Here is a 23976-nt window from a genome sequence, read left to right as displayed (position 1 = left end):
TCGGCCAGAGCCGCACGGAGTTCATGCAGGTAGATGCCGGGCTGCGCCTCGTAGAGGGAGACGATCAGGTCGGCCTGCGCCTCGATCTGGTGCGAGCGCTTATCGCCGCCCATCGGCTTGGGCGCGACGTGGCCCTCACGGGCGAAGCGCTCACACCACCGACTGGCGCTCGCCAGGCTGATCCCAAAGCGTTCGGCAGCTTTGTGTCGGGAGGCGCCGGCCGCGACGGCATGGACCACGCGCTGACGCAGATCGACGGACAGGGCTGAGGACATCGGCGCTCTCCTTCGCCGACCAACCCTTCACCGCGCCAGCCGTTTCATCACGCTCGGATGCTGCTCTAGGGCAACTAACTGGCCTCTACTTTTGATGGATATGTCGCGTGATTAAACTATCATAAATAGATAATTGTTACCTGAGTGCAACGTTTTTATACAATCTCCAAATAATAAGATTGCGCACAAGCAGATCGTGGTACCACCCGGGTATTCTACTACTGGTGGGGGCACCATGGACCATAACAGGATTTCCGATACGGTCTCAGCTGCGGACTTTGGGCGGATGACCGCCCATCTCGTGAGTGCCTACGTGAGGCGCAACAACGTGCCGTTCTCAGACCTGGCTACGCTGATCGCGAGTGCGGCCGATGCTCTCATCGGCCTCGCGAACTCCGATACACTCGCCGCTCCTGCGGCCAGTAAGACGACGCCAGCCCAGATCCGTGCCTCGATCACGCACGAGGCGCTGATCAGCTTCGAGGATGGCAAGTGCTACAAGACGCTCAAGCGGCATCTGACCGCCTGTGGGCTGACTCCGGAGACGTATCGGGCGAAGTGGGGCCTTCCGAGCAACTATCCGATGGTCGCCCCTGGATACTCCGAGAGGCGGTCGGCGATCGCTACGAGCTTGCAGTTCCGCCCCAGCCCCGGAGCCACAGCCCGGAAGGCAGGGGCAGTGCGAGCGTAGCTGACGCCCTCAGGCATAGGGGCCACCGAACAGGTCTCCGAGTGCCTTGCGTCGGAACAGTGTCCGCCAGCGCCGCCTGCGATGCTCGGGCCGATCGTGGATCATATGGCAGCGTTGGCAGAAGGCCGCGAGGTTGGCACCCGTGTTGTTCGCGGTGTCATGATCCCAGTGGATCCCGAGCTCGGCCGCGACCTGTATCTGCGGCCGGCCGCTGCTCTCCAGCAGGGCGACCGCTTCGCGTTTGAACTCAGGTGTAAACTCTCGTCGTCGCCATTCGACACCTTCCCCACTCAGGATGAGTTTATCAGAGGTGTCCGCGATGCCAAGGGAGGATCACGCCGGCTTCGGCAGCCTGGGCTGAGGCTCAGAAGGCGAGCTTCATCCCGGCCACGACGTTGCGCGGAGCGCTGGCGTAGATCGTGCCGCCGGTGGCGGCCAGGACCGCGGCGCCGTTCTGCCGGCCCGTGGCCGGGTTGAGCGTGTCGGCGAGGTTCTGGGCCGAGTTGGTGTAGATCCGGTCGAACGCGTTGCGCAGCTCGACGTAGAGGCTCAGCCGCTTGGCGAAGCCCGCATCCGCCTGACCCGACAGCGTCCGGTCGTAATGCAGGTTGAGGTTCACCACCATGAAGCCCGGCGCCTTCAGCAGGTTGGCGTTGTCGAGGTAGAAATCGCTCTGGTAGACGGCCTCGACGTAGCCGCCCAGGCCGGCGCAGGGCCCCGTGGTCTGCTCGTAGCCGAACCGGGCCAGGGCCGCGTCGGTGGGCACGCCCGGGATGTGGCGGCCGGCCCGGTCGAACCGGGCGGTCCGGGTGCCGGCGCTGAGCTGCTCGGTGTAATTCGTGTAGACCTGATCGTCGTGGGTGTAGGCCAGCGTCGCGCGCCAGCCCGCGGGCGAGACCCAGCTGCCGCCGACCTCGACGCCGCGGTGCTCGGAGGCCGGAGCGTTGAAGAAGTAGGTCAGCAGGCCCGGCCCGGGCGATTGCGAGATCAGCTCGTTGCGGAAGAACTCATAGAATCCGGTGGCGGAGAGTTGCAGCTCCGGCAGCGGCGCCCAGGTCGCGCCGAGGTCGAAGCCGAGATTCTCCTGGGTCTGCAGCTGCGCGTTGTTGCCCGGCGTGCCGGCGGGCGTCACCGTCAGGTAGGAGGCGGCCGGGGTGGCATAGCCGGTGGCGACGCGGCCTAGCACGCTCCACTCCTGGCTCGGCCGGTAGGTGAGGGACAGCTCCTCGGCGACGTGCAGGTAGGACTGGTCCAGCGGCGCGAGGGTCGCGGTGAAGCCGCCGGCGGCCGGGTAGGCGAAGGTCAGGTTCCGCCCGGTGATCCGGGTCGTCTCGGCGCCGATCCCCGCCACCACCAGCCACTGCTCGGACAGCTGCAGCTCGACCCGTGCGCGGCCGCCGAGATTGTCCTGCGTCGCCTCCAGGTTGCTGGACAGCGCGCCGCGCCGCGGCCCCAGATACGCGATGCTGTTGTAGATCAGCGAGTGGGTATCGAGGGTGTTGTAGGCCAGCGCGAGGTAGCCGGTGGCGGGCAGCCCGAACAGGTCGCCGCGCCGGGTCACGTCGGACAGGGCGTTGAAGCCCGCGAAATCGCCCGTCGAGGCGGTCGGGGTCACCGGCTGGTTGACGTTGCGGTCGTCGAACACAAGCTGCGTCCGCCAGGTCGTGAAGGCGTCGAAATCGTGCTCGTAGCGTGCGCCCACGACGGTGCGCCGGTCGCCGCGGTAGAAGCCGCCCTCGTCGGCGGTCACCGGCACGGTCGCGCCGTTGCGGCCGTTGAGGAGCAGGCTGTAGGTCGCGCAGCCGGGCGCGGCGGCGCGGGCCGTCGCGCAGCCGCGCTGATACGGGTTCTGCGCGAATTGCAGCAGGGAACTGCGCACCGGCAGGTTGGTCCGGGTCTCGTTGTTGAGCACCTTGAGGGTGAAGCGGTCATCGGTCGTGGGCGCGTAGGTGCCGAGGAAGTTGACCGTCTCGGTGTTGAACGAGGAATGCCCCGCGAAGCCGTTGCCCCGCGCGTCGCTGGTGAACAGGCTGTACGCGAACGGCCCGCTCACGCTGCCGATCGTGGCGTAGTTGTTGAGGTAGCCGAAGCTCCCGGCATCTACGCCGTACTCGGCGCCGTCGATGGCCGCGCCCGAGCGGGTGGTGAAGGCCAGGGCGCCGCCGGTGGCGTAGTTGCCGAACAGCGCCGATTGCGGGCCGCGGAAAACGTCGATCGCGCTGTAGGCGCGCGGGTCCACCGCGTCGAAGCGCGAATACCCGTCGGCCTGGGTGATCGGGAAGCCGTCCTCCAGCACGACGAAGTTGCGGGCGGGGCCGTTGGCGCGGGCATTGTTGCCCCGGATCGAGATGACGACGTCGCGCGGGCCGTTGGCTTGGCGGACCGTGACGCCGGGGCTGTTGCGCAGGACGTCGGCGATGTTGGTCGCCGGGCGGTTGTCGATCGTGTCGGCGCGGCTCAGGCCGGTGCTGACCGTCCCCACCGGGGCTGCAATCGGCGTCGGTGCCGCGGGGCCGAAGCCGCGGGCGGTGCCAGCGACCTGGCCTCCGCCGCCGGGACCGGCCTCGCCGACCACCGACAGTTCGTCCAGGGTCACGGCGTCCTGGGCGCGGGCCGTGGCCGGGAACAGGCAGGGCAGGGCCAGGATGAGACCGACGGCGCCGCGGCGTCCTGTCCCGTCGCGCCGAGGGGGCGCGGCTCCGGGCCGGTGTGCCGGCGCGACGGCCACGCGACGGATGCCGGGACGGGGGGAAGAGACGGTCGGCATCGCGCGGCGCCCGAGAAAGAATACGGCATCTGACGGGATCAGATGCGCCGCTCATACGTTCACGTCGAAGGCGAGTCTGTATCTATTTCGACACATGAAATCGAGTACGCACATTTGAATTGATTTAATTCAACTCGATACTTTATAGATGCTCTGAGACCATGGTCGCCGCGACCGAAGTTCGGCGATGACGGGGCCCCCGGGCGGTTCAACTAGAAGATAATCTAATCATATGCTTTGCGACCCAGGCGCGCATCGGCCACGCCGCTGCGGAGGCGCCGGTTCGACGATTGACCTGACCGAGGTGCTTCACAGCGGCACCCGCCGCCTGCTCGCCCAACCGAGGTGGCGCTGACCGTCTTCGTCGAGAAACACGGGGCCCAGTACCCCCGCGCCGCTGCCTGCCTGACCAAGGATCGGGAGGCGCTTCTGGCGTTCTACGGTTTCCCGGCCGAGCACTGGGACCACCTACGCAGCTCGAACCCGATCGAGAGTGTGTTCGCTACAGTGCAGCATCGGACCGTGCGGACCAAAGGGGCGCTCTCGGCCACGACCGCCAAACTGATGGTGTTCAAGCCGATGATGGCGGCGTCGAAAACCTGGCGGCAGCTTAAGGGCGAAAACCAGTTGCCGAAGGTCGTGGCCGGCGTCATCTTCCGCGACGGGACCAAGGTCGTCGCGAGCCCAGATCACCGCGCCGCCTGACCGCAGCCGTCACCTAAAATCCTGCATAGCTCTTGAGGTTCTGATCCTGAGTGGAGACGCGGGCATATCCAACGAGCATGTCGGCACAGTGCTAAAAGCGCGTTTATCCGGCAATAGAAAAGCCGACACGTTTCTCCAACAAAAACGGAGCCTTTTTAGGCCACTCACCGGCAGGTCGAGCTCAATGTCGGAAAAACAATCGATTTCCAGACATAACGCACAATAGGACGGATGTCCGTGTCGTTTTTCGAAGTCGATGTCAGCGGCTTGTCAAAGGTAATGTCAGCGGGCGTCTCAGATGGGTGGATTTCCGCCCGTCTGCTTCCGGACGGTGGATGCATCGAACCGGACATCTTCGCTCGGCGCGCTCACGACCTTTAGGGGCGCTCGTGGCAAGGCATCAAAGAGATTTTGTGTACACAGCGTAGGGGACGCCGTGGATGTCTGGTGCATCTCGAAATTTCTCAAACCCCATACGTATGTACATGGGCAGCGCGACACTCATGATGGGCGATGTGTGCAGGGCGATTATAGGCGAATGGTCACGCCTTGCTCGCTCAAGACACGCCTCGGTGAGCATTTTACCAATGCCTCCAGCACGATGCGACGGTGAGACAACCAACATCCTAATGATCGGCCAAGCCTGATTGAAATATGCGGCTTTCTGCTTGTTGGGGCCGACGTAGGCGACGCCGCCAACGACCTCACCATTCCTTACGGCGATGATCAGTTCGCTCTTTTTTGCCAAATCAGCCATCCTGGAGACGTTGGATGCCATCGCTGGCCAGTCTGCATAGTGCGACTCGAATTGCTTGAATGCCGCAAGTGCGACGCAACCAATTGCGGCCTCGTCGCTCGTCTCGAAGTCGCGTAGCAGCATGATCGGATGGCACCATAGCCGTTCCAGGAGCCGCATTTTCAATGCTGCGCGGCAGATCGACAACAGGCTGCTCACCAAACCGGACTATGGATGTCGTCCTTTGCATCGTGCCATCGGGAACCTCCTTCGGGTCCACTATGGCCGCCCGCACACGAAATTCCTGACAGTCCCACGACCTGTTGCAGCCCGTCGCCAACAAGGCCACGATTGGGTCCGTGACGTTAGCATTCCCCTCGGTGGTCGATCTCCGCGAGCGGCCAGAGTTCGCCTCCATCATCGCCGACCGGGTGTGGCGCGCGTGGTGGGAACCGAAGGGCTATGCGCTCTCCTTCATCGAAAAGCTGGTGCAGAAGAACCTCAACGATGAGCTGATCCCTCTTGCCCTCGTTGCTCACGTTGGGGGCACGTTCCTCGGAACAGCCTCGCTGATCGTGTCTGACCTCGATGAGCGATCACAATACACGCCGTGGGTGGCGGCCGTCTGGGTTGAACCGGAGCATCGCTCGAAAGGGATCGGCGCAGCCCTTGTGCACGCGGGAGCCGAAAAGGCCCACGCACTCGGGTTCGATCCCGCATACCTCTGCGCCTCGCCCCTCAAGCACGGGTTCTACAAACGGCTCGGCTGGCGTTTGGTCGAGGCTGACGTCACTGAGGCGGGACTCGCCATCTTCCGGTCGCCTTCCTACCGGAAGCTGGGCTGATGCGTGTTGCCGTTCTCGCTGACGCCCATGGCAACCTGCTCGCCCTAGAGGCTGTGCTGGCTGACCTTCGAACGCAGAGGCCCGACCTCGTTGTTAATCTGGGCGACTTAGCCAGCGGCCCCTTCGACCCGGCAGGAAGCGCCGACGCGCAGATCGCGCTGGGATGCCCAACCTTGGCCGGCAATCATGAACGCAATCTCCTGGAGAGCGACGACGCCAGCACTTCCGTGGCCTTCGCACGGTGTCGTCTATCAGCGGCGCACATGGCCTGGATCGGAACCCTACCGGCAACATTGCGCCTCGCAGGCGGCGAGATTTTCGCCTGCCACGGGAGCCCCGCTGGCGGCGACCTCGATTACCTGCTTGATGACGTCGGCAGTGGCCGGGCGATCCTCGCTCCCGAAGATCTGATCCTGCCCCGACTGACGGGTATCGGCTCCGCGCAGCTCGTCTTGACCTGACCGGCTGGTTTTGGACCGGGCTGATTGAGAGGATCAGCCAGGACCGAAGGAGGCGGACATGCGGCGAGGTCAGAAGAGGAACGCGGAGCAGGTTGTGCTGAAGCTGCGCCAGATCGAGGTGCAGACAGCCCAGGGTAAGAATTTAGCCCTTGCATGTAGGGAGGCGGAGATCTCCGAGCAGAGCTACTACCGCTGGCGCAAGGAGTACGGTGGCCTCCAAGTCGATCAAGCCAAGAAGATGAAGGATTTGGAGCGTGAGAACGCTCGGTTGCGCCGGCTCGTCGCCGATCTCTCTTTGGAGAAGCAGGTGCTGGCGGACGTCGCCTCGGGAAACTTGTAGCCCCCGAGCGACGCCGGCAGGCGGTCGACGGGATCCGGGAGAAGTACGGCCTCTCGGAACGTCACGCCTGCCGGCTCGTCGGTCAGCACCGCGGCACGCAGCGCTACGTGCCAACGGTGCCGGCCGACGAGGATGGGCTGACCCGAGCCATCGTTGCCCTGGCCTCCGAGTACGGGCGCTATGGCTACCGTCGTGTCACCGCGCTGCTGCAAGCAGACGGCTGGCAGGTGGGCAAGGACCGGGTTCAGCGCATCTGGCGCCGCGAGGGGCTGAAGGTCCCCAGCCGACATAAACCCTGCAGCCGCCTATGGCTGAACGACGGCTCATGTGTGCGGCTGCGCCCGCTCCACCGCAATCACGTCTGGAGCTTCGACTTCGTGCAGGCCCAGACCCACGACGGCCGCAGCTTGCGCATCCTGACGCTCCTCGACGAGCACAGCCGAGCCTGCTTGGCGTTGAAGGTGGCGCGCCGCATCAACAGCGTCGGCGTGATCGAGGCGCTGGCCGACGCGATGTGTCTGCACGGCATCCCGGAGCACATCCGCTGCGATAATGGTCCTGAGATGATCTCGAAGGCGTTGCGCAAGTGGGTCGCCAAGACCGGCTCGCAGATCCAGTACATCGCGCCAGGATCCCGGTGGGAGAACGGGTACTGCGAGAGCTTCAACGGCAAGCTTCGTGATGAGTGCCTACGCCAAGAGATCTTCTACTCGCTGAAGGAGGCGCAGATCGTGATTGGTCTATGGCAAACCACCTACAACCGCGTCCGACCGCATTCTTCGCTGGGCTATCGGCCACCTGCGCCCGTCAGCTACCCGGATCTGGCCTTCCGGCTACCCATGACCGCGACCATGCAGTAGCCTCTCAATTGGCTCGGTACAAAATACCGGTCAGGTCAGTCTTATGCGGCCACACGCACATGCCCCGAGTGGTCCAGGTCGGCAAGGTGACCGTAGTAAATCCCGGCAGCATCGGGATGCCCGCCTATACGGATAAAAAGCCGGTCCCGCACGCGATTGAGACTGGAACGCCCCACGCTCGCTACGCAGTGATAACGCGCGAGGCGAACGGCGGGTGGTCGGTGGATCTGCGCGCTGTCATCTACGACTGGGATCAGGCGGCACAGCAGGCAAGGGCGAATAGCCAACCGGTCCTGGCCCGCTGGATAGCGACTGGGCGGGCTTAAAGACGCCTCGCATCGACCGGTGCCCATAGGCAAGGATGGGTCGGCGGCGGAACGGCGGCTCGGGGTGGATCCCTGCCGGTCTGCTTCCGGAAGACGGCTGCATAAAACCGGACACAGCCCGTGGGACCGCCTTTCACCGTTTCCGGAAACCGGCAACGTCCGCGCGCAGAAGCTCAGCGCACGTTGGCAAGCACTAACTCGTTCAAGACGTAGGTTGGCGGCATCCACGGATCCGCCTCCCCGTAGTTCCCTGCCGTCAGCGCGATGACCAGTTGCAAGGCGGGGAAAACGAACAGCCGCTGGCCGCCCTCGCCCTGCGCCAGCCACATCCGCTCCAGACGACCCGGCGCCCATCCCTTCGGCTTGCCGAAAGCCACGTCGCGCACGAACCATTGGCAGCCGTAGCGGCGGGCCTCGTCCACACCGACGTAGGGCGTGATGCAGCGGTCCAGCCACGCCGCAGGGACGACCGTGTGCCCGTCTGTCTTGCCGCCATCCAGCATCAGAAGGCCGATCCGCGCGAGGTCGCGCGCCGTCATGCGTACTCCGGACGCGGCGAGCGGCTCGCCGTCCTCACCGTTCGTCCACTCCGTCGCCCCCATGCCCAAGGGGTCGAATAGCGCCTCTCGTGCGTAGGCGTGCAGCGTCTTGCCGGTGCCTTTGATGATGAGGCGAGCCAGCAGCGCTGTCGCCCCGCCGCAGTAGGTCCAGTACGCGCCCGGCGCCCGGATCACCGGGCGTTCGAGAACGTAGCGGTAGCGGTCCGATGCGGCGTCCATCGCGGTCTCGCTGTTGCGCGGGTCCGAGTAATCGAAGCTGGTTTCATCCCAGTCCGTGCCCATCGTCATCGTCAGCGCATGGTGGACTGTGAGCCGGTCGCGGCCGTCCCTCCCGGCGAGGTCGGCGTACTCCGGGAATGCGGCGAGCAGCGGGGCATCGGGCGACGGAACCAGTCGCCGGTCCAGAGCGATCCCGTACAGCAGGCCGACGAGGCTCTTCGAGCAGGAGCGCAAGTCATGCAGCGTCGTGGCGGTGAACGCCACGCGGCCGAGCGCGCCCCGACCACGCTCACGATCCTCGCCCTCGAAGTAGCGTTCGAGGACGACCTTGCCGTTTCGCAGAACGACGAGGCCGTGAACGTTCCAGATTTTCTTGTCGGCAATGGCTTGGTCGAGAAGCGCCGCGAGGTCGGCTGTGAAGCCTTCGTCCTTCGGTGCCGCTGCTGCCGCCCAGGCTACCTCGCCTGCGGCGGAACGGATCGGTTGCTGCAACACCATCGCGGCTCCCAATCCGGCGAGCGCTTGGCGGCGGTTCACACCTCCTTGCATCGCGCAGTCTGCCTCCGGCCAACCACTCTATTCGCTACGGTCGCGAAGGCCAGTATCCTGAGCCATATGCATGATGTCGGCTTCCCCGCGTCAAGCCAACTGCTGGTCGCTGCCCCGAACGGAAGCCGCCGGAAGGCAGACGAACGACTGCTTTTGAGAAGCATCCACAGCGGTTCGGGCGGCTAGGTTGGGTCGGTAGCAGGCCGTCCGCTCGAGGTGAATTTCTGCCGGTTCGCTTCAATATCGAGGGGTTGTAGAAGCGAACGTTGAGGCAGCGAGCGCGTTGCTCTGCCAGTTTTCGAGTTAAGGGGCTGATATGCTGAATGACCGTCTTTCAGATAGCGTTTCGCACAATGATACTCGTCATATTGTTGCTCTATGCATATTAAAATCCCGCAGAGGCGCGGAATTTTATTTGTAAATACACTAATTTTATTTATGTTACATAGTGCGGATCTCGTTATTTGTAGAGACAATTGCGCTGATCCGTTTGGTGGAGACGTAACGGGTGGACGCTCATCGAAGGCCCATGTCTTCCAACGATCTTCCGAGCCGCTTCCTGGCTGCCGCCTTCGGGCTGGGCGGACTTGGCTATATGATGACGCGGTCCGAGCCTACCTGGGAGGACGCGCTGATCGGCCTATCGTGCTTGCTTCTGTGCGCCGCCTTCTCGGTGGCATCAAACCGACGAAGGCCGACACGTGCGCAGCCGGTCCAGATCAAGCAACCACAAACCTTCCTCGATCAGCGCAAGCAGGAAGTTTCGCTGACGGGACAGATTCATCCTGCGCTATTAAGAAGCCGCCCGCAATTCGACTCGACGCCTCCCGAAGTGCCGACGCATCGTCAACGCATAGGTGATCGCAAGCCTCAACGCATGTCGCGAAATTCCTAAATTTGTTCTGTTGTTGAGTCCGCGAACACCCGGTTAAGTTTGGTGATAAGACCGGCGGCGCAGTACGGTTGATGCAGCAAGGCTGAAGATATCAAAGGAGGCAATTTAGAATAATCTGCGGTGCCGACGCTATGGCATTAACATGAGACCGCTAGGCTGGATCTGGTAAAAGCTGCAGGAAGTCATGGCTCACCGGAGCGGATCCTTAATCCAGCCACAAGATAGACGCTGTGGCGACAGCTATCAGGCCAAGCTGAAGCTATCGGAAGACCGATTGATGAGCGCTTATGGAAGGGAGCCGCGGCTATTCGCACAACTGGGTTGGGTCGCAAGCAGCCGCCCACTGCCTTCGCCCCCGTCCATAAGCCGACTCACGCGAACGGCTGGTCGAGGATCGCCGTCTGGGCCCCTCACCCGGAAGCAGACCTTCTACATGCGACCCACATCAGCCGCCGCGACCATTGTCGGCGCTTTTTTGAAAGCGGACACTCGCCTGCTGGCCTTTCGGCGAATTCATCCAAGGTTGAAGAACCATAACTCACCTTGATGGCTGCCCATCCACATCCTCTTGACATAGGCCGAAGACGCTTGACACGCACGGCCCTGAAAATTCGTGCAAGGCCCAAATAAGCAGCAAGCCAAGCACACCGACAACAATCAATGTGGCAGCAAACAATACAGAGACAATATATTTGGCAATATTTGTCAACATAATAAATGATAACCCGACGAATGTTTAATTTCTACGTAAGATCAGATCGGATGTCTGAAACCGAAAGTTGTTGAGCTTTCAGCTCAAAGTTGCTGTGATGTTCAATTTTACGTGCAGCCGGATTGACAGGCCGAAATTCTGCAAAAGTTTCAATGCGAACAGCTATGGATCCGTTCAAATCCCCATATAAGCGGCCGGTTAAGAGTCGCCTCCTATTACCGGAATGAACTGGAGAACGGCTCATAATCTGTCACAGGAAACACCACCGTGTCGGAAACCATTAACTACCCGGCCACATATCGAGCCCCTATTTTTCGGCGGATTGCCTCCGCGGCACATGTGTTGTTTATTACGCTGCTAGCTTTTTTTGGACGAGCACATTTAGAAAATTCATCATCATCAATCGTTTGGGCGTTTGCAGTAGTCGGGCTGATATTTATTGTGGTATGGAAATTCAACGATAGCTCAAGAATAATTACATTGCACACCGACCGCATTGAGCAAAAATCTTGGTTTAGCACAAAAACATGGCGGCGCGATGAGGCTGCGGGCATTTGGTATGGCCTGTTCGGCAGCTTTAGATTGGTTCGTAAATATAACAAGGGCGATTACTTCATAATCCCTGCGGGCATTTATCGAGACGCGACTTGGAATGACTGGCTAAGAGATGTGCCTGAGGCAAATATTAAGCCCTTGTTCCCGCGTATTTTCCGAAAACACAGGGCGCATCAATCGTGATTTTAACATCACGCGATATTTAACGCGCAGGCATCCACTATCTATACAAATCTTACCTTAATAAAATTTTGCTTGTTCTTTTGAGGTGGGCATTTTATGGCTGTCAGTTCAAATATAGCTCTGGGTCTTGCTTTGATGTCACTCGGCGTAATTGCGCATATTTACTCAATTAAGCGTGATCAAAAAGGTGTGGTATTCACGAGGGGCTTATTCTTTGTTCGTAAAAGTGAAGATCCAGTTCGATTTCGCCGCATTATGAGATGGGAATACGCAACAGGCTGGTTTCTGTTCTTATTCGGCTTGATATGGTTGATTGTAACTTATTCGCTGTAGAAACTACTGCGGAATATTTATGAAGTCAATTACAACATATCTAAATTCCGATAAAACTGTTGAGATTTATATTTAGGGTCAGTTCTTATCCGCTGGCCAACTCGCTACCTCGGCTACGGTGTCTCACACAATCGGAAGCAGACCGTCTCAAATCCGCCCCATGCCGCCATTCCAGGTCCGACCCACATCAGCCGTGCTGGCGAGCGTGAAAACTTCCCAAGATCAGCCGTTCACTGATCCTCGAAAAACACGGAGATCTGAAAAATCGTGATTGCTAAATGCGGTCGAAAATCATCTAATATTTTGGCCAGAGGCAAATTAAATGTCAGAATTCTTCCAGTGGTCTCGTTCGAGCGATGGATTTTGGGCCACGGATCCGTGGAACATGTATGATTTGTATGAATTAAAACTCGACAGTGAGAGGCTCGGCGACAGTGATAGGTTCGAGATTTGCGTGCTCAGGCTCCAAGCTCTTGGTCGGAAGGCAATCGTGACGTGGCAGCCGACGCCTGTTTGGACTGAAACATTCTTTGAATTAGGTATTAATACAACGTGGTATGATGACATCCACATGCAGATTGTATGCTCAGGGGAGCAAACACTCAGTCATTTTTGGATCGGTACTAGGCTACCAACAGCTGATGAAATCAGCGCGGTCTATCAACGTCATCCATTGTAGTATATTATTCTTGGAATATCAAAATCGTCAATCCATGGTAGTCCTATAAATTCACGTATTGCGTGTTTGCTTCACGGTAGATGGGTTCGCTGAGCGGTCGCGACTGGTCTTCACGGTTATGTCCGCTCAAATGCATCCGCTGTCCAGAAGCGGACAGGCAGAAATCCACCCTGAACGGTCATTTTGGTAGCGACCCTACGCAGCCGTGCTGACGCTCGCTAGCGCATCTCGGAAGCAATGATCCGTCAGCTATCCGGCAATTTTGTCCTCGGGCGGGGAGTGCGCTTCGGCGCTACGGCAGAGACCGGACATTCAGGCCGATGTCGACTTGGCATGGTTTGAGTGCACTTCGCTCTCACCGACACTTCCCATCGGACTCCCGATCAACGCTCCTGCCTTGCCGTCTGTGGCCACGAAGGCGACACCCGCCGCCTCCAGGGCTTGCCGGATAGCCTCCCGTGTCCGCAGCCGCACGGTTCCTGCATCCTCTTCCAGGCGCCGGACGCTCGCGACCGATACGCCGGCAGCAGCAGCTAGGTCCGCGGCGGACCAACTCAGCATTGCGCGAGCCCCCCGTACGAGTGCTCCGTTCAGCTCGGGCGGCGATGAAGCCGCCCGCGGCAGCGCGAGGCCCTGGCTGTCCGCGATCCTCTGCATGATCCCGATCCATTCCCGCACCGAGCCGTCGGGATTGTGGAGCGGCGTGGCGTAGCTCTTGAAGCGCCCTGTCTTGCCATCGGCACACAAGACGCGGTGGGCTACCTCATAGGGCATGACGCGCTCTACCGCAGCGCGCCATGCCGCCTCTACTTGCACCCGGTCTTCGGCATGCACGGCGGCAAGCCAACCATCGCCCTGCATCTCCGGTCCCGACTGGCCAGTCAGTGCCTGCCATGTCGGGCTCGGCCGGACTGCTCCATTCGGCGATGTCGTCCAGACCACGGCCGCTATGGCGTGCACGATCCCGCGATAGCGCGCCGTGCTCTGCTCGGCGAGCAGGCGAGCTTCGTGCGGCCCGGTCACGTCGAAGGCCGTGCCCTCGGCGCGCGTGGCCCGGTAGTCGGCGTCAAGCGCGATCTGTGCCTTGACCGCGATCCAACGCACCGTCCGATCGGGACGCACGATCCGGACGGTGTGATCGATGGCCCGCCCATTGCAGAGCATGTCGAACATCTCGCCGTGCACCTCCCGGTCGTCGGGATGAAGGAGGCTGTCCAGCAGGCCGCGCGGGCTCTCGTCCGGTGGCAGACCGGTGATGTGCGCGAGGCCCGCCGATCCTCTCATCTCGCCGGTTCGTAGATCGAGCGACCAGACACCGATCTGGCCGGTCGCCTCAAGAAGCTTGAGGAGCTGGTACGAAGATGCACGGCGGGTTGGCATCTCTTGTCTTGGCCATGAACGCCGCCGGAACGCAACGCCGCGCATTCCTGGAAGCGCAAAAATCGCGCTTCGATAATTCTTCATGGAGCTGCCGGGACCTCAAAAAGAGCAACTCGTACGCATTTTTCCTCACGTTGGCGCCAAAATTCAATGCCGTACTCACTAAGCAATAACTGACTTATGTTATGATCAATTACCGATTTTATCTTTAATATTTGTGGTATTGTTATGAATTTTTTGAAAAACGCGAAAATTTCTTTAAAGATTATGATCCCGCTCATTTTCATTGGGATTGTATCCGCCGGCATCGTTTACTACGCGCAGCGCACGTTCTCGGTGCTAGAGCGGTTTCGGTTTAATCGGGGTCGTATCCTGCCGCGACGAAGAAGTTTGCGGCCTCGTCGGGCGTGACGGCATCGACGAGCCGCCCGATTGTGGTCCAGAGCCCTTCGCGCGTGCGCTCGGCGGCCTTGCGCAGCCCCGCCTTCAATTTCGAGAACGCCATCTCGATCGGATTGAAGTCCGGCGAGTAGGGCGGGAGGAACAGGAGCCGCGCGCCCGCCGCCTCGATCGCCGCGCGCACGGCCGAGCCTTTGTGGCTGCCGAGATTGTCCATGATCACGATGTCCCCGGGTGCGAGTTCGGGCACCAGGACCTGATCGACGTAGACTTGGAAGGCGTCGCGGTTGATCGGCCCGTCGAGCACGAACGGCGCGGCGATCCCGGACAGGCGCAGGCCCGCCACCAGGGTCGTGGTCTTCCAATGACCGTGCGGGACGGGGGAGCGCAGCCGCTGGCCGCGGGGACAGCGCCCGCGGGTGCGGGCCATGTTGGTGGCGGTCCACGTCTCGTCGAGGAACACCAGCCGGTCCGGGTCGAGATCGGGCTGGCTCTCGAACCACGCTTCCCGGGCGGCCTTCACGTCCGACCGATCCTGCTCTGCGGCGTGGGCCGTCTTTTTTTGTACGTCAGGTCGCGCGCGTCGAGGAAGGCCCACAGCGTGCCGAGCCCGACGGTGAGGCCATGCTCGTCCTGCAACCGGGCGCGCATCTCCTCCAGGGTGATGTCAACCTTCTCGTCGATCAGCGTACGCAGGAACGTCTCGTACGGGTCGAGCTTGGAGCGGCGGGCACGCCCCTGCGGCCGGGCGGCCACCGTCCCAGTCGCGGCGAGCGCCGCCATCCAGCGGATCGCGGTTGCCTGGCCGACCCCGAAGCGGGCGGCCGCCTGACGGCGCGAGGTCGCCGCAGCCGCGGTCACCACCCGCTCGCGCAGGTCCAAGCTGTAGGGGCGGCCCATGCATCACTCCGGCTGTCGACCGGCCTAGTGAATCAGCCTCCCAGCGCCGCGTGAACCCCACCAAGCCGACTCAGCCCAAACCGAAAACGCTCTAAGTGACCAGACTGGGAGCATCGTCGACGTTCAGGCGAAGCGTCTCGAGAACATCCTCAATGTCAGCATCGGCGTCACCGAAGCAACGCTTCAGAACCGCAACATCGTCATCGCGACGCGCGAGGCCGAGATGGCGACCTTCAAGGCCAAGTACGACGCGGCAAAGGCGAGGACCTATCGGGCGTCCGACACGCTGCTGGAACTGACCGACACGCCAGCACGAAAGACCGCCAACCAGAACCTGCGTGCGCTCATCGAGACCTACTACAGCATCACCGATCGCGCGAACGCCGCCGGCCTCAGGAACGACAATGCGATCGCAGCCAAGATTGTTGAGAGTGAAGCGGCGCCCGTCCGGGCGCAAATCGGCGAGGCCGTGCAGTCACGCGTCGATGCTCTGACCCGGGAACTCGCCGAGGCCAAGGCCGCCGCACAGGCGAGAGCCATGCAAGCCACCACGATCCTCGTCACCGCCGCGGCAACGGGCCTCCTCACCGCCCTCGGCCTCGCGCTTGGCATCGTCGTATTTGGTCTGATGCGCCCGCTCGCGAACCTCGTCTCGGTCCTCACGCGCATGGCGCAGGGCGAGATCGACGCGCAGATCAAGGAAGCCGAACGGGGCGACGAGATCGGCGCCGTCGGCCAGGCGGTCGAGGGCATCAAGGCCATGGTCGCCCGCAAGGCCGCCGAGGAGGCCGAGGTCAAGCGCCGCGCTGACGAGGCCGCCGCCGCCGAGCGCCGCCGCACCATGGTCGAGCTCGCCGACGGCTTCGAGCGCGCCGTCGGCGGCATCGTCGGCATGGTCTCGTCCTCGGCCACCGAACTGCAGGCCACCGCCCAGCAGATGACCGCCACCGCCCAGGAGACCGCCGCGCAGTCCACCGGCGTGGCCGCCGCCGCCGAGGAGGCCTCGACCAACGTCAACACGGTCGCGGCCGCGGCCGAGGAGCTCGGCTCCTCCGTGCAGGAGATCGGCCGGCAGGTGACCGGCTCGGCCCATCTCGCCCAGGTCGCGGTGGGCGCGGCCGATGAGACCGTCCACCTAGTCCAGGCGCTGAGCCAGAGCGCTTCGCGGATCGGCGACATGGTCGGGATGATCTCGGGCATCGCCGGCCAGACCAACCTGCTGGCGCTCAACGCCACGATCGAGGCGGCGCGGGCGGGTGCGGCGGGGCGGGGCTTCGCGGTGGTGGCCTCCGAGGTGAAGGCGCTGGCCGAGCAGACCGCCAAGGTGACCGAGGAGATCACGCGCCAGATCGGCGAGGTTCAGGGGGTGACCGCGCAGGCGGTGACGGCGATCGGCGGGATCACCGGGCGGATCCGGGAGATCGACACCGTGGCGACGTCGATCGCGGCGGCGGTGGAGCAGCAGGGCGCGGCCACGCAGGAGATCGTGCGCAACGTCGCGCAGGCCTCGGCGGGCACCAACGCGGTGACGGGCAACATCGCGGGCGTCGCGCAGGCGTCGGAGGAGACGGGGGCGGCGGCCAGCCAGGTCCTGTCGGCGGCCTCGGAGCTGTCGCGGCAATCCGAGCATCTCGGCGCCGAGGTCGCCCGCTTCCTCGCAACCGTGCGCGCCGCCTGATCCGGTCCTGTCCTCGCCAGCGTTGGACGACCTGACTCAAATCACCCTACCCGGTCATAGGCTTTGGCCTCACCGGCAGATTGGAAGCGAACCTTCTCAGGGTTCATACCGGGGCTCAACGGGCTCCGGGACGCCTCTTCGTTCCGTAGCGTACTCTTATGCGAATGACCGCCCCAGCAGAGCTCTTCCTGTTCAGGCGCCCTGCTCAGGATTGGTCCGGGCGGAGTAGCGGTCCCGCGCCGTGAACCGGTCGGCCGGAAGGTCGATGATCGGCCGGCGGTAGATCGCCTCGCTCAGAAACGTTCGCTCGATCTCGATCTGATCCTCTTCCAGGTCGACGTACCAGCAGCGCCGGCGCCCGCTCCACCGCGGCGACGGCTGCCGGATCGTCGAAGCGGTGCTCTATGGCAAGCCAGGCGTCGCCTTGCCGGTCCTGCCGCTACCGCGAGCGACGCGTCCGGGCTCGGCACCGCGCTCACGTGCTCGCGTCATGCCTAGCCAACTCGACCTGTTCGCATAGGACGACACTTGGTAGTGGGGCTCGATCCTACGATGTCGGTGGCGAGGGCGCAGGCCTGTCCTCGGTGCTGAGCGGTTTGGCCTCGAGCAGTTCCCGCACGGCTTTGCTCGGCTTGAACAGGATCCTGCCCTTCGCCGGCACCGTGACGATCACTTGGCTTCGCGGATTGCGGGCGATCCGCGATGGATAGTGTCGGACCGCGAAGGTGCCGAAATCCCGAAGCTCGATCCGGTCGCTGCGCACGAGCGCGGCCGTCATCGCGTCGAGGATCGCGGTGACGATCGCCTCGACTTCCTGGACGTAGAGGTGGGGGTTCTTGGCCGCGATGCGTGCCACGAGTTCGGTTCGGATCACGCCACACGATGCCGCCTCGTGCTCGTGACGGCAACCGCATGTCTGAAGGCGCTTCGATCAAATGCCGCTCATCACGACAGGCGTAGAGCCAGCCTTGCGCCGAGATTTAGCAAAATCTGATCGATCAAATCTCGGAGATCGGGATCAGAGATCCTATCGATCGCGGCACGCAAATCGATTGCCAGACTTGCTGCCACCTCCACGGGGTCGCCTCCGCTACCAGCTTCATTAGCTGTCGTCGACATATCCTGCCTGCTTCAGTCGTGAGGAGAGCCGAACGGCTAGAGCCCGATTGCGGGACAGTCTGTGGGGGGCGAGGGCACGCGTAAAATGGTTGCTTCCAAGTCCGAGCCGTGAGCCGAGAACGCGGCCTGGGCTACCGTCAGCGTCTGCGGAACGAGGCGCGCGTAGATCGGCAGCAGGAGCGCGCCGTCATAGGTCGCCGGTAGCGCCAGAGGCTCGACGTCCCAGCCCATGTCCATGACCCGATCGACCAGGACCGGGTGGGTCTGCACGAGCAGGCCGTCGAGGTTCAGGATCTCGACGGCACGCGCCACAGCGGCGAACGCCGCCCGCGTCAGCGCACTCGGCCCCTTGGCTTCCCGCTTCTTCGGCGAGACGGCATGGCGGGTCCATTCGTAGATCCGCGGCCCAGCCGGCGACGGCGCCCCCTGCATGATCTGCGGGTAGACCTCCGTCACCAAGTGCGGCCGCGTCGTGGGCAGGAGCCGTGCGTAGGAGATGATCTCCCCGTGCTCCTCACCGACGATGTGGATGCTGTGAGGGCTGTCGAACTGATCACGCTCGCGGCCATCCGGCTTTCGACACGCCTCCCATCCCAGATGGTCGACGAAGAAGCCGTGCCTGAACCTGTAGATACGCTCGGCCAGATCGGGCAGATCCCGATCGATGTCGCCGGTCACCAGCCTGAACATCGCGATGGCTCCTTGCAGGGCATGGAGGTTGATCGCGAAATCTGCGGGGGACCGGCATCCGTAGATCTACGGACGAGGCTCGCGCATCGGTTCAGTCTATGATGCGACGGCGCAGCGCCTCGGCGACGGCCTGCGTGCGCGTGACGGTGTTCAGCTTGCGCCCGGCGCTGCCGAGATGATGCTCGACGGTGCGCGTCGAGATCGACAGGATCACCCCGATCTCCCAGGCCGACTTACCGGTCGACGACCACTTCAGGCACTCGGCCTCTCGACCTGTCAGGGGAGACGGCGGCGTCTCGTCGTCCTCTGCGGGGCCTCGACGCCGGGCGATGGCCTTGGCCGTGGACATCGCATAGATCGCCACGAGATGGAGCGCCGCCCGCTCGTCCTGCGAGAGCCGGACCTGCTCCCCGCCGAAGCTGACGCCCGCCTCGGTCCCGTCGATCTGGTGGAACGGCACGCAGAAGCCCTCGTTGAGGCTGAAGGTGCGCGCCTCCTCCATCACGACCATGCCCTCCGACATGGCCTGCGCCTCGACCGCCTCATGCCACAGGAACGGATCGGTCGTCCCTCGGATATGGCGGATGACCGGGTCGACGTGCATGTGCCGTCGTTCCTGATAGCGGCGCCCCCATTCCGGTGGCCAGCCGGAGATCAGCGAGCAGTCGTACAGGTTCTCGTGCGGTGCCCTGGGAAGGCCGGCGATCAGAAAGACGTCGTATCCGAAGATCGAGCCGCTCCGGCGCAACTCGGTGTAGACGTCGACGTCCGTCACCGCCTTGCGTAGACGATGAACGATATCGAACGCGATCTGTCGAACGCCAAGGCCGCCCGCCATTCTCGAACCGATCCCCGCGCAACGTGTCTCATACCGTGACGCGGCCATGTCGGAGATGCGTCAAGGGACGCGTTGAGCTATATCAACCTCAGGTCTTTGTCGCGAGAGCGGGTGTCACAGGGTGGCCGACGAAACGCGCACGCTGCTTTTGTTGCAGCAGATTTCCAGGCTGGTGGGCGTCGATCCCGACACCTTCAAGCGGCGTGGATCCGAACCCCCTGGATCTGCTGCGAGCGGCTCGGTGACCGAAGAGGGCGAGATACCCACGCTGAAGCGGTTGCTTCGCGCGTACGGTGCCCTGACGACGGACGAAGCGCGCATGGCCGCCATTCGAACCATCGAGGCGTTGGCTGCCCCTGAGCGACAACTCGCGCCGGCGTAGCGGCGGCCATCGAGATTATCGTCGACTGAGCGGACGGCCGATCGGGTTGGGTCTACCCCCTCGGTCCGGTCCTTCTCCGCTTCCAAGCTGTCCTCGAGGTCAGCTGTGGCAAGCTTGGCCGATGCCGATCCGGCCCGAACACCGCTTCTTCAGCCCGATCGACCGGCCGCAGCTCTCAGCCGTGATCCGCTTTCAGCGTGCCGGAGGTCGTTGGGAGGCCTGTAAGCGCCCGCACGGCCGGTCCTCTTTCCATCTGGGCGACGGCCGCTGGTGGGACGGCGAAGGCGGCACTTGGCGCGATGGAGGCGGAAGGCGCGTGCGCCCAGCCCCCGGCGTCGATGACGCGCTCGGGCGTGTGCGGCGGACGCGCATGGTGCTCGCGGCTGGACTTGCTCCGGATTAATGGCTCTTCGTCATTTCGTGTGGCTTCGCCCTGCGTTCTCCGTTCGTGGGAGAAGGACGGAGCTTGGCGATGGCGCGACTGCACGAGGTTCCCGGCTGCCGGGTACTCTCCATCGAAGACGGGCATGAGGCGGGCGTTGTCATGCACGTTCGCGGCTGCCGCTGCGCAGGACGATGACCCGTTTGCGGCACGCTGAGCACCGCCCGTCACGGCTCCTATCAGCGGCACCCCGCCGATCTACCCTCCCTTGGACGAGCCGTTCGGCTCGACCTCACCGTCCGGCATCTGCGCTGCCTCAACCCCTCCTGTCCCCGACGGACATTCTGCCTTCCTGCCTCTTCTCTCCTGGCTCCGCACGCCCGACGAACCCCACGCCTCGCCAAGGCGCGGCAGCGCGTCGGCTTGGCCATCAACGCTCGAGCCGGTGCGCGCCTGCTGGCAAATCTCTCCATGCCGGCGAGCGCCTCGACGCTGTTGCGCCTCATGCACGCCGCGCCCCTGCCGTGCGTTGCACGAGCGCGGACAATGGGTGTCGACGACTGGGCCTGGCGTCGTGGGCGCGCCTGGGGCACGCTCGTCGTCGACCTCGACCATCATCGTGCCATCGATCTTCTGCCCGACCGCAACTCGGCGACCTTCGAGGCTTGGCTGGCGTCACACACCGATCTGGAGATCGTCGCACGGGATCGGTCGACAGGCTACGCGCGTGCGGCCCAGGCCGTCGTCCCGCGTGCCCAGCAAGTCGCAGATCGCTGGCATTTCCTTCTGAACGCGCGCCAGATGCTGGAGCGCTGGTTGGTCGGCGCTCATGCCCGCCTGCGCGCCCTTCCCGTCCCCTCCGGCTCGGCGGCTCCCGCTCCTGATTACGCCCGCGACCACGCCTTCCCGCGCAGCCGCACAGATCAAGCTGCCGCGCAGGAGGCACAACGTTGGAGGGCCGTGCGTCATGAACAGGTGCAGCGCCGCCGCGCGGCCGGCGAGTCGATCATGGCGATCGCGCGCGATCCCTCTGGCACCGGCAACGGTGCGGCACTACGCCTCCATGGAGAGGGCCCCGGAACGCGGCGGACGGCGGATTGGATCGAGTCAGCTCGATCCCTGGCTAGCCTATCTCGAGCGCCGCCGTGCCGACGGCTGCGAGAACGGATTGCAGCTCCTGCGAGAGCTGCGCGAGCGCGGTTACGCGGGCGGCTCGCGGCAGGTGCACAAATGGCTGCAGAGCCGACGGACGAAGGTCGCGATCACCACGCCGCGACGCTGGCGTGATGCCGTTCCCGGCATGACGGCCCCCGACTCGGCCGAGTTGTCGGCGCGGCGCGAGCGACTGCCGGGATCGAAGGTCCTCGCCTGGATCATGACTGCGGCGCCGGACCGGCTGAGCCCGGCCGATAGCGCGCTTCTCGCGCGCATCGTGCAGGATCCCGACGCGGCCACGCTACACGGGCTCATCCAGCGCTTCGTCGTGTTCGTACGCGAGGCCGGGAGGAAGGGGAACGGATCGTCCGCACATGGTATCCGACGTCTGGCGGGGTTTCAGGCTTGAATCGTCGAGGCGAAGGCGGGCGGCATCCGAGCCGGGCAGACGTTCGCCACCGGGCTCGTCGTTGATGCGGCCGCGGTAAGGGCGGCGTTGACGATGCCGTGGAGCAACGCTCAGTCCGAGGGACAGATTACGAAACTGAAGCTGATCAAGCGACTGATGTACGGCCGGGCCGGCTTCGACCTCCTACGCCGTCGCGTGCTCCTGGCTTCTTGACCCACACGAAATTACGAAGAGCCACTTTTGCGGAGCAAGTCCAGGCCGCCCATCGCGATCACGATACCAGCAACAACGCGAACGCCAACCTCGCGGCCTTCTGCCAGCGATGCCACATGATCCACGACCGCCGCGAACATCGGCGACGGCGCTGGCTCACCCTTTTTCGGCGCAAGGCGCTCGGAGATCTGTTCCGAGGCCCCTACGCCTGAACGGCGCTGCCGACGGTCCCGCTAACCCTCGACCGCCTTCCGCGGCCGGCCCACGCGTTTGGGCTTTTCTACCGGAGCTGCTGGAGCGTCCGCGTGCCGCGAAGCTGCCTTCCCGCGCATCTGTCCCAGGCCGATGCTCTTGGCCATCGCCGAGCGGGCCTCGGAGTAGCTGGCCGCCACCATGGGGTAGTCCCGCGGCAGGCCCCACTTCTCCCGATAGGCCTCCGGATCGAGCCCAAGTCCCGTGAGGTGGCGCCTGAGAGTCTTGTACGGCTTGCCATCCTCGAAGCTGATCAACGCTTCGGGCCGGATCGATTTCCGGATCTGGGCAGCCGTCGGCCTCTCAGGTCGCGGCGTCGCCGATACGCCCGTGTTGCCGAGCCCGGTGACCGCCGCGTGCACGCTGGCGATCAGTGCCGCCAACTCACTGGTCGGAACGGGGTTATTCGACACGTACGCCGCGACGAGATCCGCCGCCAGTCCGGTATAGTCGATGGCCTCGGCCTCTATCGTCCGAGCGTTATCGTCCACGTCGCACCTATCTTTATATTGGAGAGCGATATTGTATCATCAAGGGCGAATTCTCAAGGAGATTTTATTAAAAATGGTGCGGTGACGACGCCAAATTCGGCCGCCTCGGCTTTTGCAAGCGAGGGAGCCGGGCAGCGTCAGTCACACATGGATCTCTCGGAGTAGCGCTGCTCTGGTCCCGGCCGATCCCTGGCTTACCCGGTCATATTCAGCGTCGAACCCTCTTCGGTGAACAGACGCTATCCTCGACGCTCGCTACAGGCCGCCGAGCGAGCGACCTCGCCGTCGAGAGGCCCGCGCCTGGCGCATTGCCACCGCAGACATTCCCGGAGCGTCGGCCCTGACCAGGTATCAAAGACAGAGGGCAACCGTTCGTTAATCATGTCGGCCCAAGGCTGCCCGCTCGGTTACAGATCCCTGTAGCGACGTCGCACGGGACGAGCATGCCGACGACCAGCGAACAGACGTGCGAAGTCAAGGTGGATGGCGCGTGGCGCCTCGCTAGCCTCGCAGAAGTGCGTCGTCTGTACACGATGACACAGAAGCATTGCCCAGCCTGTCACGGTCAGATGATGGTCGCTGGGAGCTACGTCGGTTCCAGTCGTCGTAAGCTGCAGCATCGTCGGTCGCATACCGGATGCCCACTTAAACCAGACACGTACGCCAGAACGTCAGCGCCACATCCCCAGGCGCTCGCCTGACGGCTGGCTCAAGTTGACCCTGATCTATTCGCAGTACGCCTCCGATCGAACCCTCGGCTGTGGATCGGCGTGTCCGTCGTGCCGATCGCCCGGTTGGACGAGCGGGAGAGGAAATGGCCTCATATCCTCCCAGGCGCACGTGCTAGAGCCGTGCCCGATCATGTAGCAACAGCCACGTCGTCTACGTATCCGGCTGCGGTCAGGCAGTTGCGGCACTCTTGGGCCGTAACGCGGGTGAGCGACTGCCGGATGGCGGTCCACAAGTCGGCGACGGTGCGGGCTGCCCTGGTTCGGAG

At 63.2% G+C, this 23976-nt stretch carries 20 protein-coding genes and 4 pseudogenes; 13 read left to right on the top strand and 11 right to left on the bottom strand.

Annotation, left to right across the window (positions count from 1 at the left end):
• Positions 1-275 (bottom strand): helix-turn-helix domain-containing protein (locus tag ACQKQD_RS33170; protein ID WP_427510852.1); only part of this gene is annotated, 275 nt, incomplete at its 3' end.
• Positions 276-561: 286 nt separating this feature from the next.
• Here ACQKQD_RS33170 and ACQKQD_RS33165 point away from each other — a divergent pair.
• Positions 562-966: a MucR family transcriptional regulator gene (locus ACQKQD_RS33165; RefSeq protein ID WP_427510851.1), complete on the top strand. Its 405-nt coding sequence runs from the start codon at positions 562-564 to the stop codon at positions 964-966.
• A gap of 171 nt (positions 967-1137) precedes the next feature.
• Here the strand turns inward: ACQKQD_RS33165 and ACQKQD_RS33160 are convergent.
• Both ACQKQD_RS33160 and ACQKQD_RS33155 read right to left on the bottom strand, forming a co-directional pair.
• Positions 1138-1260 (bottom strand): annotated as a pseudogene (locus ACQKQD_RS33160) (transposase); the annotation flags it as partial.
• Between the two features lie 70 nt (positions 1261-1330).
• Positions 1331-3694, bottom strand: a complete 2364-nt coding sequence (locus ACQKQD_RS33155; RefSeq protein ID WP_427510850.1) for a TonB-dependent receptor family protein — start codon at positions 3692-3694, stop codon at positions 1331-1333.
• A 378-nt stretch (positions 3695-4072) separates the two neighbouring features.
• Here ACQKQD_RS33155 and ACQKQD_RS33150 point away from each other — a divergent pair.
• Positions 4073-4438 (top strand): annotated as a pseudogene (locus ACQKQD_RS33150) (transposase); the annotation flags it as partial.
• A 400-nt stretch (positions 4439-4838) separates the two neighbouring features.
• Here the strand turns inward: ACQKQD_RS33150 and ACQKQD_RS33145 are convergent.
• Complete coding sequence (locus ACQKQD_RS33145) at positions 4839-5393, bottom strand: GNAT family N-acetyltransferase (RefSeq protein WP_427510849.1); 555 nt, start codon at positions 5391-5393, stop codon at positions 4839-4841.
• Positions 5394-5533: 140 nt separating this feature from the next.
• Between ACQKQD_RS33145 and ACQKQD_RS33140 the strand changes: the two genes are divergently transcribed.
• From ACQKQD_RS33140 to ACQKQD_RS33125, 4 genes are all read left to right on the top strand, one after another.
• On the top strand, positions 5534-6019 hold the full coding sequence (locus ACQKQD_RS33140) for a GNAT family N-acetyltransferase (protein WP_427510848.1): 486 nt from the start codon (positions 5534-5536) through the stop codon (positions 6017-6019).
• Complete coding sequence (locus tag ACQKQD_RS33135) at positions 6019-6480, top strand: metallophosphoesterase family protein (protein ID WP_427510847.1); 462 nt, start codon at positions 6019-6021, stop codon at positions 6478-6480. Before ACQKQD_RS33140 ends, ACQKQD_RS33135 begins: the two co-directional genes overlap by 1 nt.
• 58 nt (positions 6481-6538) lie before the next feature.
• Positions 6539-7680 (top strand): IS3 family transposase gene (locus tag ACQKQD_RS33130; RefSeq protein ID WP_427510846.1). Its coding sequence is split into 2 segments (ribosomal slippage): positions 6539-6806 and positions 6806-7680, totalling 1143 coding nucleotides; the frame shifts between segments, so codons are not numbered across the junction.
• The gene (locus ACQKQD_RS33125; protein WP_427510845.1) at positions 7563-8006 is read left to right on the top strand and encodes a metallophosphoesterase family protein; all 444 of its coding nucleotides are present in this window, start codon (positions 7563-7565) and stop codon (positions 8004-8006) included. Before ACQKQD_RS33130 ends, ACQKQD_RS33125 begins: the two co-directional genes overlap by 118 nt.
• A gap of 173 nt (positions 8007-8179) precedes the next feature.
• Here ACQKQD_RS33125 and ACQKQD_RS33120 read toward each other — a convergent pair whose 3' ends face one another.
• A complete protein-coding gene (locus tag ACQKQD_RS33120; protein WP_427510844.1) occupies positions 8180-9322 on the bottom strand; it encodes a serine hydrolase domain-containing protein in 1143 nt (380 codons plus the stop codon).
• 541 nt (positions 9323-9863) lie between these two features.
• Here ACQKQD_RS33120 and ACQKQD_RS33115 point away from each other — a divergent pair.
• The 3 genes from ACQKQD_RS33115 to ACQKQD_RS33105 all read left to right on the top strand — a co-directional run bounded on the left by ACQKQD_RS33115 (position 9864) and on the right by ACQKQD_RS33105 (position 12691).
• Positions 9864-10229: a hypothetical protein gene (locus tag ACQKQD_RS33115; RefSeq protein ID WP_427510843.1), complete on the top strand. Its 366-nt coding sequence runs from the start codon at positions 9864-9866 to the stop codon at positions 10227-10229.
• A gap of 979 nt (positions 10230-11208) precedes the next feature.
• On the top strand, positions 11209-11679 hold the full coding sequence (locus ACQKQD_RS33110; RefSeq protein WP_427510842.1) for a hypothetical protein: 471 nt from the start codon (positions 11209-11211) through the stop codon (positions 11677-11679).
• 655 nt (positions 11680-12334) lie between these two features.
• Positions 12335-12691 (top strand): hypothetical protein, encoded by a 357-nt coding sequence (locus ACQKQD_RS33105; protein WP_427510841.1) that lies wholly within the window; start codon positions 12335-12337, stop codon positions 12689-12691.
• A 312-nt stretch (positions 12692-13003) separates the two neighbouring features.
• On the opposite strand, the gene ACQKQD_RS33100 is transcribed toward ACQKQD_RS33105, so the two are convergent.
• A complete protein-coding gene (locus ACQKQD_RS33100) occupies positions 13004-14071 on the bottom strand; it encodes a PAS domain-containing protein (protein WP_427510840.1) in 1068 nt (355 codons plus the stop codon).
• Positions 14072-14426: 355 nt separating this feature from the next.
• Positions 14427-15370 (bottom strand): IS630 family transposase gene (locus ACQKQD_RS33095; RefSeq protein ID WP_331313849.1). Its coding sequence is split into 2 segments (ribosomal slippage): positions 14427-15034 and positions 15034-15370, totalling 945 coding nucleotides; the frame shifts between segments, so codons are not numbered across the junction.
• Between the two features lie 31 nt (positions 15371-15401).
• Between ACQKQD_RS33095 and ACQKQD_RS33090 the strand changes: the two genes are divergently transcribed.
• Positions 15402-17048: a methyl-accepting chemotaxis protein gene (locus ACQKQD_RS33090; protein ID WP_427510853.1), complete on the top strand. Its 1647-nt coding sequence runs from the start codon at positions 15402-15404 to the stop codon at positions 17046-17048.
• A 547-nt stretch (positions 17049-17595) separates the two neighbouring features.
• Here ACQKQD_RS33090 and ACQKQD_RS33085 read toward each other — a convergent pair.
• The 3 genes from ACQKQD_RS33085 to ACQKQD_RS33075 form a co-directional block, all read right to left on the bottom strand.
• Positions 17596-17904: an HU family DNA-binding protein gene (locus ACQKQD_RS33085; protein WP_427510839.1), complete on the bottom strand. Its 309-nt coding sequence runs from the start codon at positions 17902-17904 to the stop codon at positions 17596-17598.
• Positions 17905-18203: 299 nt separating this feature from the next.
• Entirely contained in the window at positions 18204-18857 is a 654-nt protein-coding gene (locus tag ACQKQD_RS33080) for an acyl-homoserine-lactone synthase (RefSeq protein ID WP_427510838.1), read from the bottom strand.
• Positions 18858-18948: 91 nt separating this feature from the next.
• The gene (locus ACQKQD_RS33075; protein WP_427510837.1) at positions 18949-19743 is read right to left on the bottom strand and encodes a helix-turn-helix transcriptional regulator; all 795 of its coding nucleotides are present in this window, start codon (positions 19741-19743) and stop codon (positions 18949-18951) included.
• Positions 19744-19816: 73 nt separating this feature from the next.
• On the opposite strand from ACQKQD_RS33075, the gene ACQKQD_RS33070 reads away from it, so the two are divergent.
• The 3 genes and pseudogenes from ACQKQD_RS33070 to ACQKQD_RS33060 all read left to right on the top strand — a co-directional run bounded on the left by ACQKQD_RS33070 (position 19817) and on the right by ACQKQD_RS33060 (position 22236).
• Positions 19817-20077, top strand: a complete 261-nt coding sequence (locus ACQKQD_RS33070; protein WP_427510836.1) for a hypothetical protein — start codon at positions 19817-19819, stop codon at positions 20075-20077.
• Between the two features lie 121 nt (positions 20078-20198).
• Positions 20199-20462: pseudogene (locus tag ACQKQD_RS33065) on the top strand (hypothetical protein); the annotation flags it as partial.
• An 81-nt stretch (positions 20463-20543) separates the two neighbouring features.
• A pseudogene (locus tag ACQKQD_RS33060) lies at positions 20544-22236 on the top strand (ISL3 family transposase).
• 233 nt (positions 22237-22469) lie between these two features.
• Here ACQKQD_RS33060 and ACQKQD_RS33055 read toward each other — a convergent pair.
• Positions 22470-22979, bottom strand: coding sequence for a MucR family transcriptional regulator (locus ACQKQD_RS33055; RefSeq protein WP_427510835.1), 510 nt, complete (start codon positions 22977-22979; stop codon positions 22470-22472).
• Positions 22980-23976 lie beyond the last annotated feature (997 nt).

Origin of the sequence: Methylobacterium sp. NPDC080182 (assembly GCF_050281105.1) — a bacterium.
Lineage (GTDB): Bacteria > Pseudomonadota > Alphaproteobacteria > Rhizobiales > Beijerinckiaceae > Methylobacterium.
The sequence above is the reverse complement of the archived record's forward strand: the minus strand, read 5'-3'. Positions and strand labels throughout refer to the sequence as shown.

Excerpts from the sequence above, each read along its gene's own strand:
- ACQKQD_RS33100 (WP_427510840.1), bottom strand. The coding sequence starts at position 14,071 with ATGCCAACCCGCCGTGCATCTTCGTACCAGCTCCTCAAGCTTCTTGAG.
- ACQKQD_RS33165 (WP_427510851.1), top strand. The coding sequence starts at position 562 with ATGACCGCCCATCTCGTGAGTGCCTACGTGAGGCGCAACAACGTGCCG.
- ACQKQD_RS33135 (WP_427510847.1), top strand. The coding sequence starts at position 6,019 with ATGCGTGTTGCCGTTCTCGCTGACGCCCATGGCAACCTGCTCGCCCTA.
- ACQKQD_RS33080 (WP_427510838.1), bottom strand. The coding sequence starts at position 18,857 with ATGTTCAGGCTGGTGACCGGCGACATCGATCGGGATCTGCCCGATCTG.
- ACQKQD_RS33075 (WP_427510837.1), bottom strand. The coding sequence starts at position 19,743 with ATGGCCGCGTCACGGTATGAGACACGTTGCGCGGGGATCGGTTCGAGA.
- ACQKQD_RS33115 (WP_427510843.1), top strand. The coding sequence starts at position 9,864 with ATGTCTTCCAACGATCTTCCGAGCCGCTTCCTGGCTGCCGCCTTCGGG.
- ACQKQD_RS33125 (WP_427510845.1), top strand. The coding sequence starts at position 7,563 with ATGGCAAACCACCTACAACCGCGTCCGACCGCATTCTTCGCTGGGCTA.
- ACQKQD_RS33105 (WP_427510841.1), top strand. The coding sequence starts at position 12,335 with ATGTCAGAATTCTTCCAGTGGTCTCGTTCGAGCGATGGATTTTGGGCC.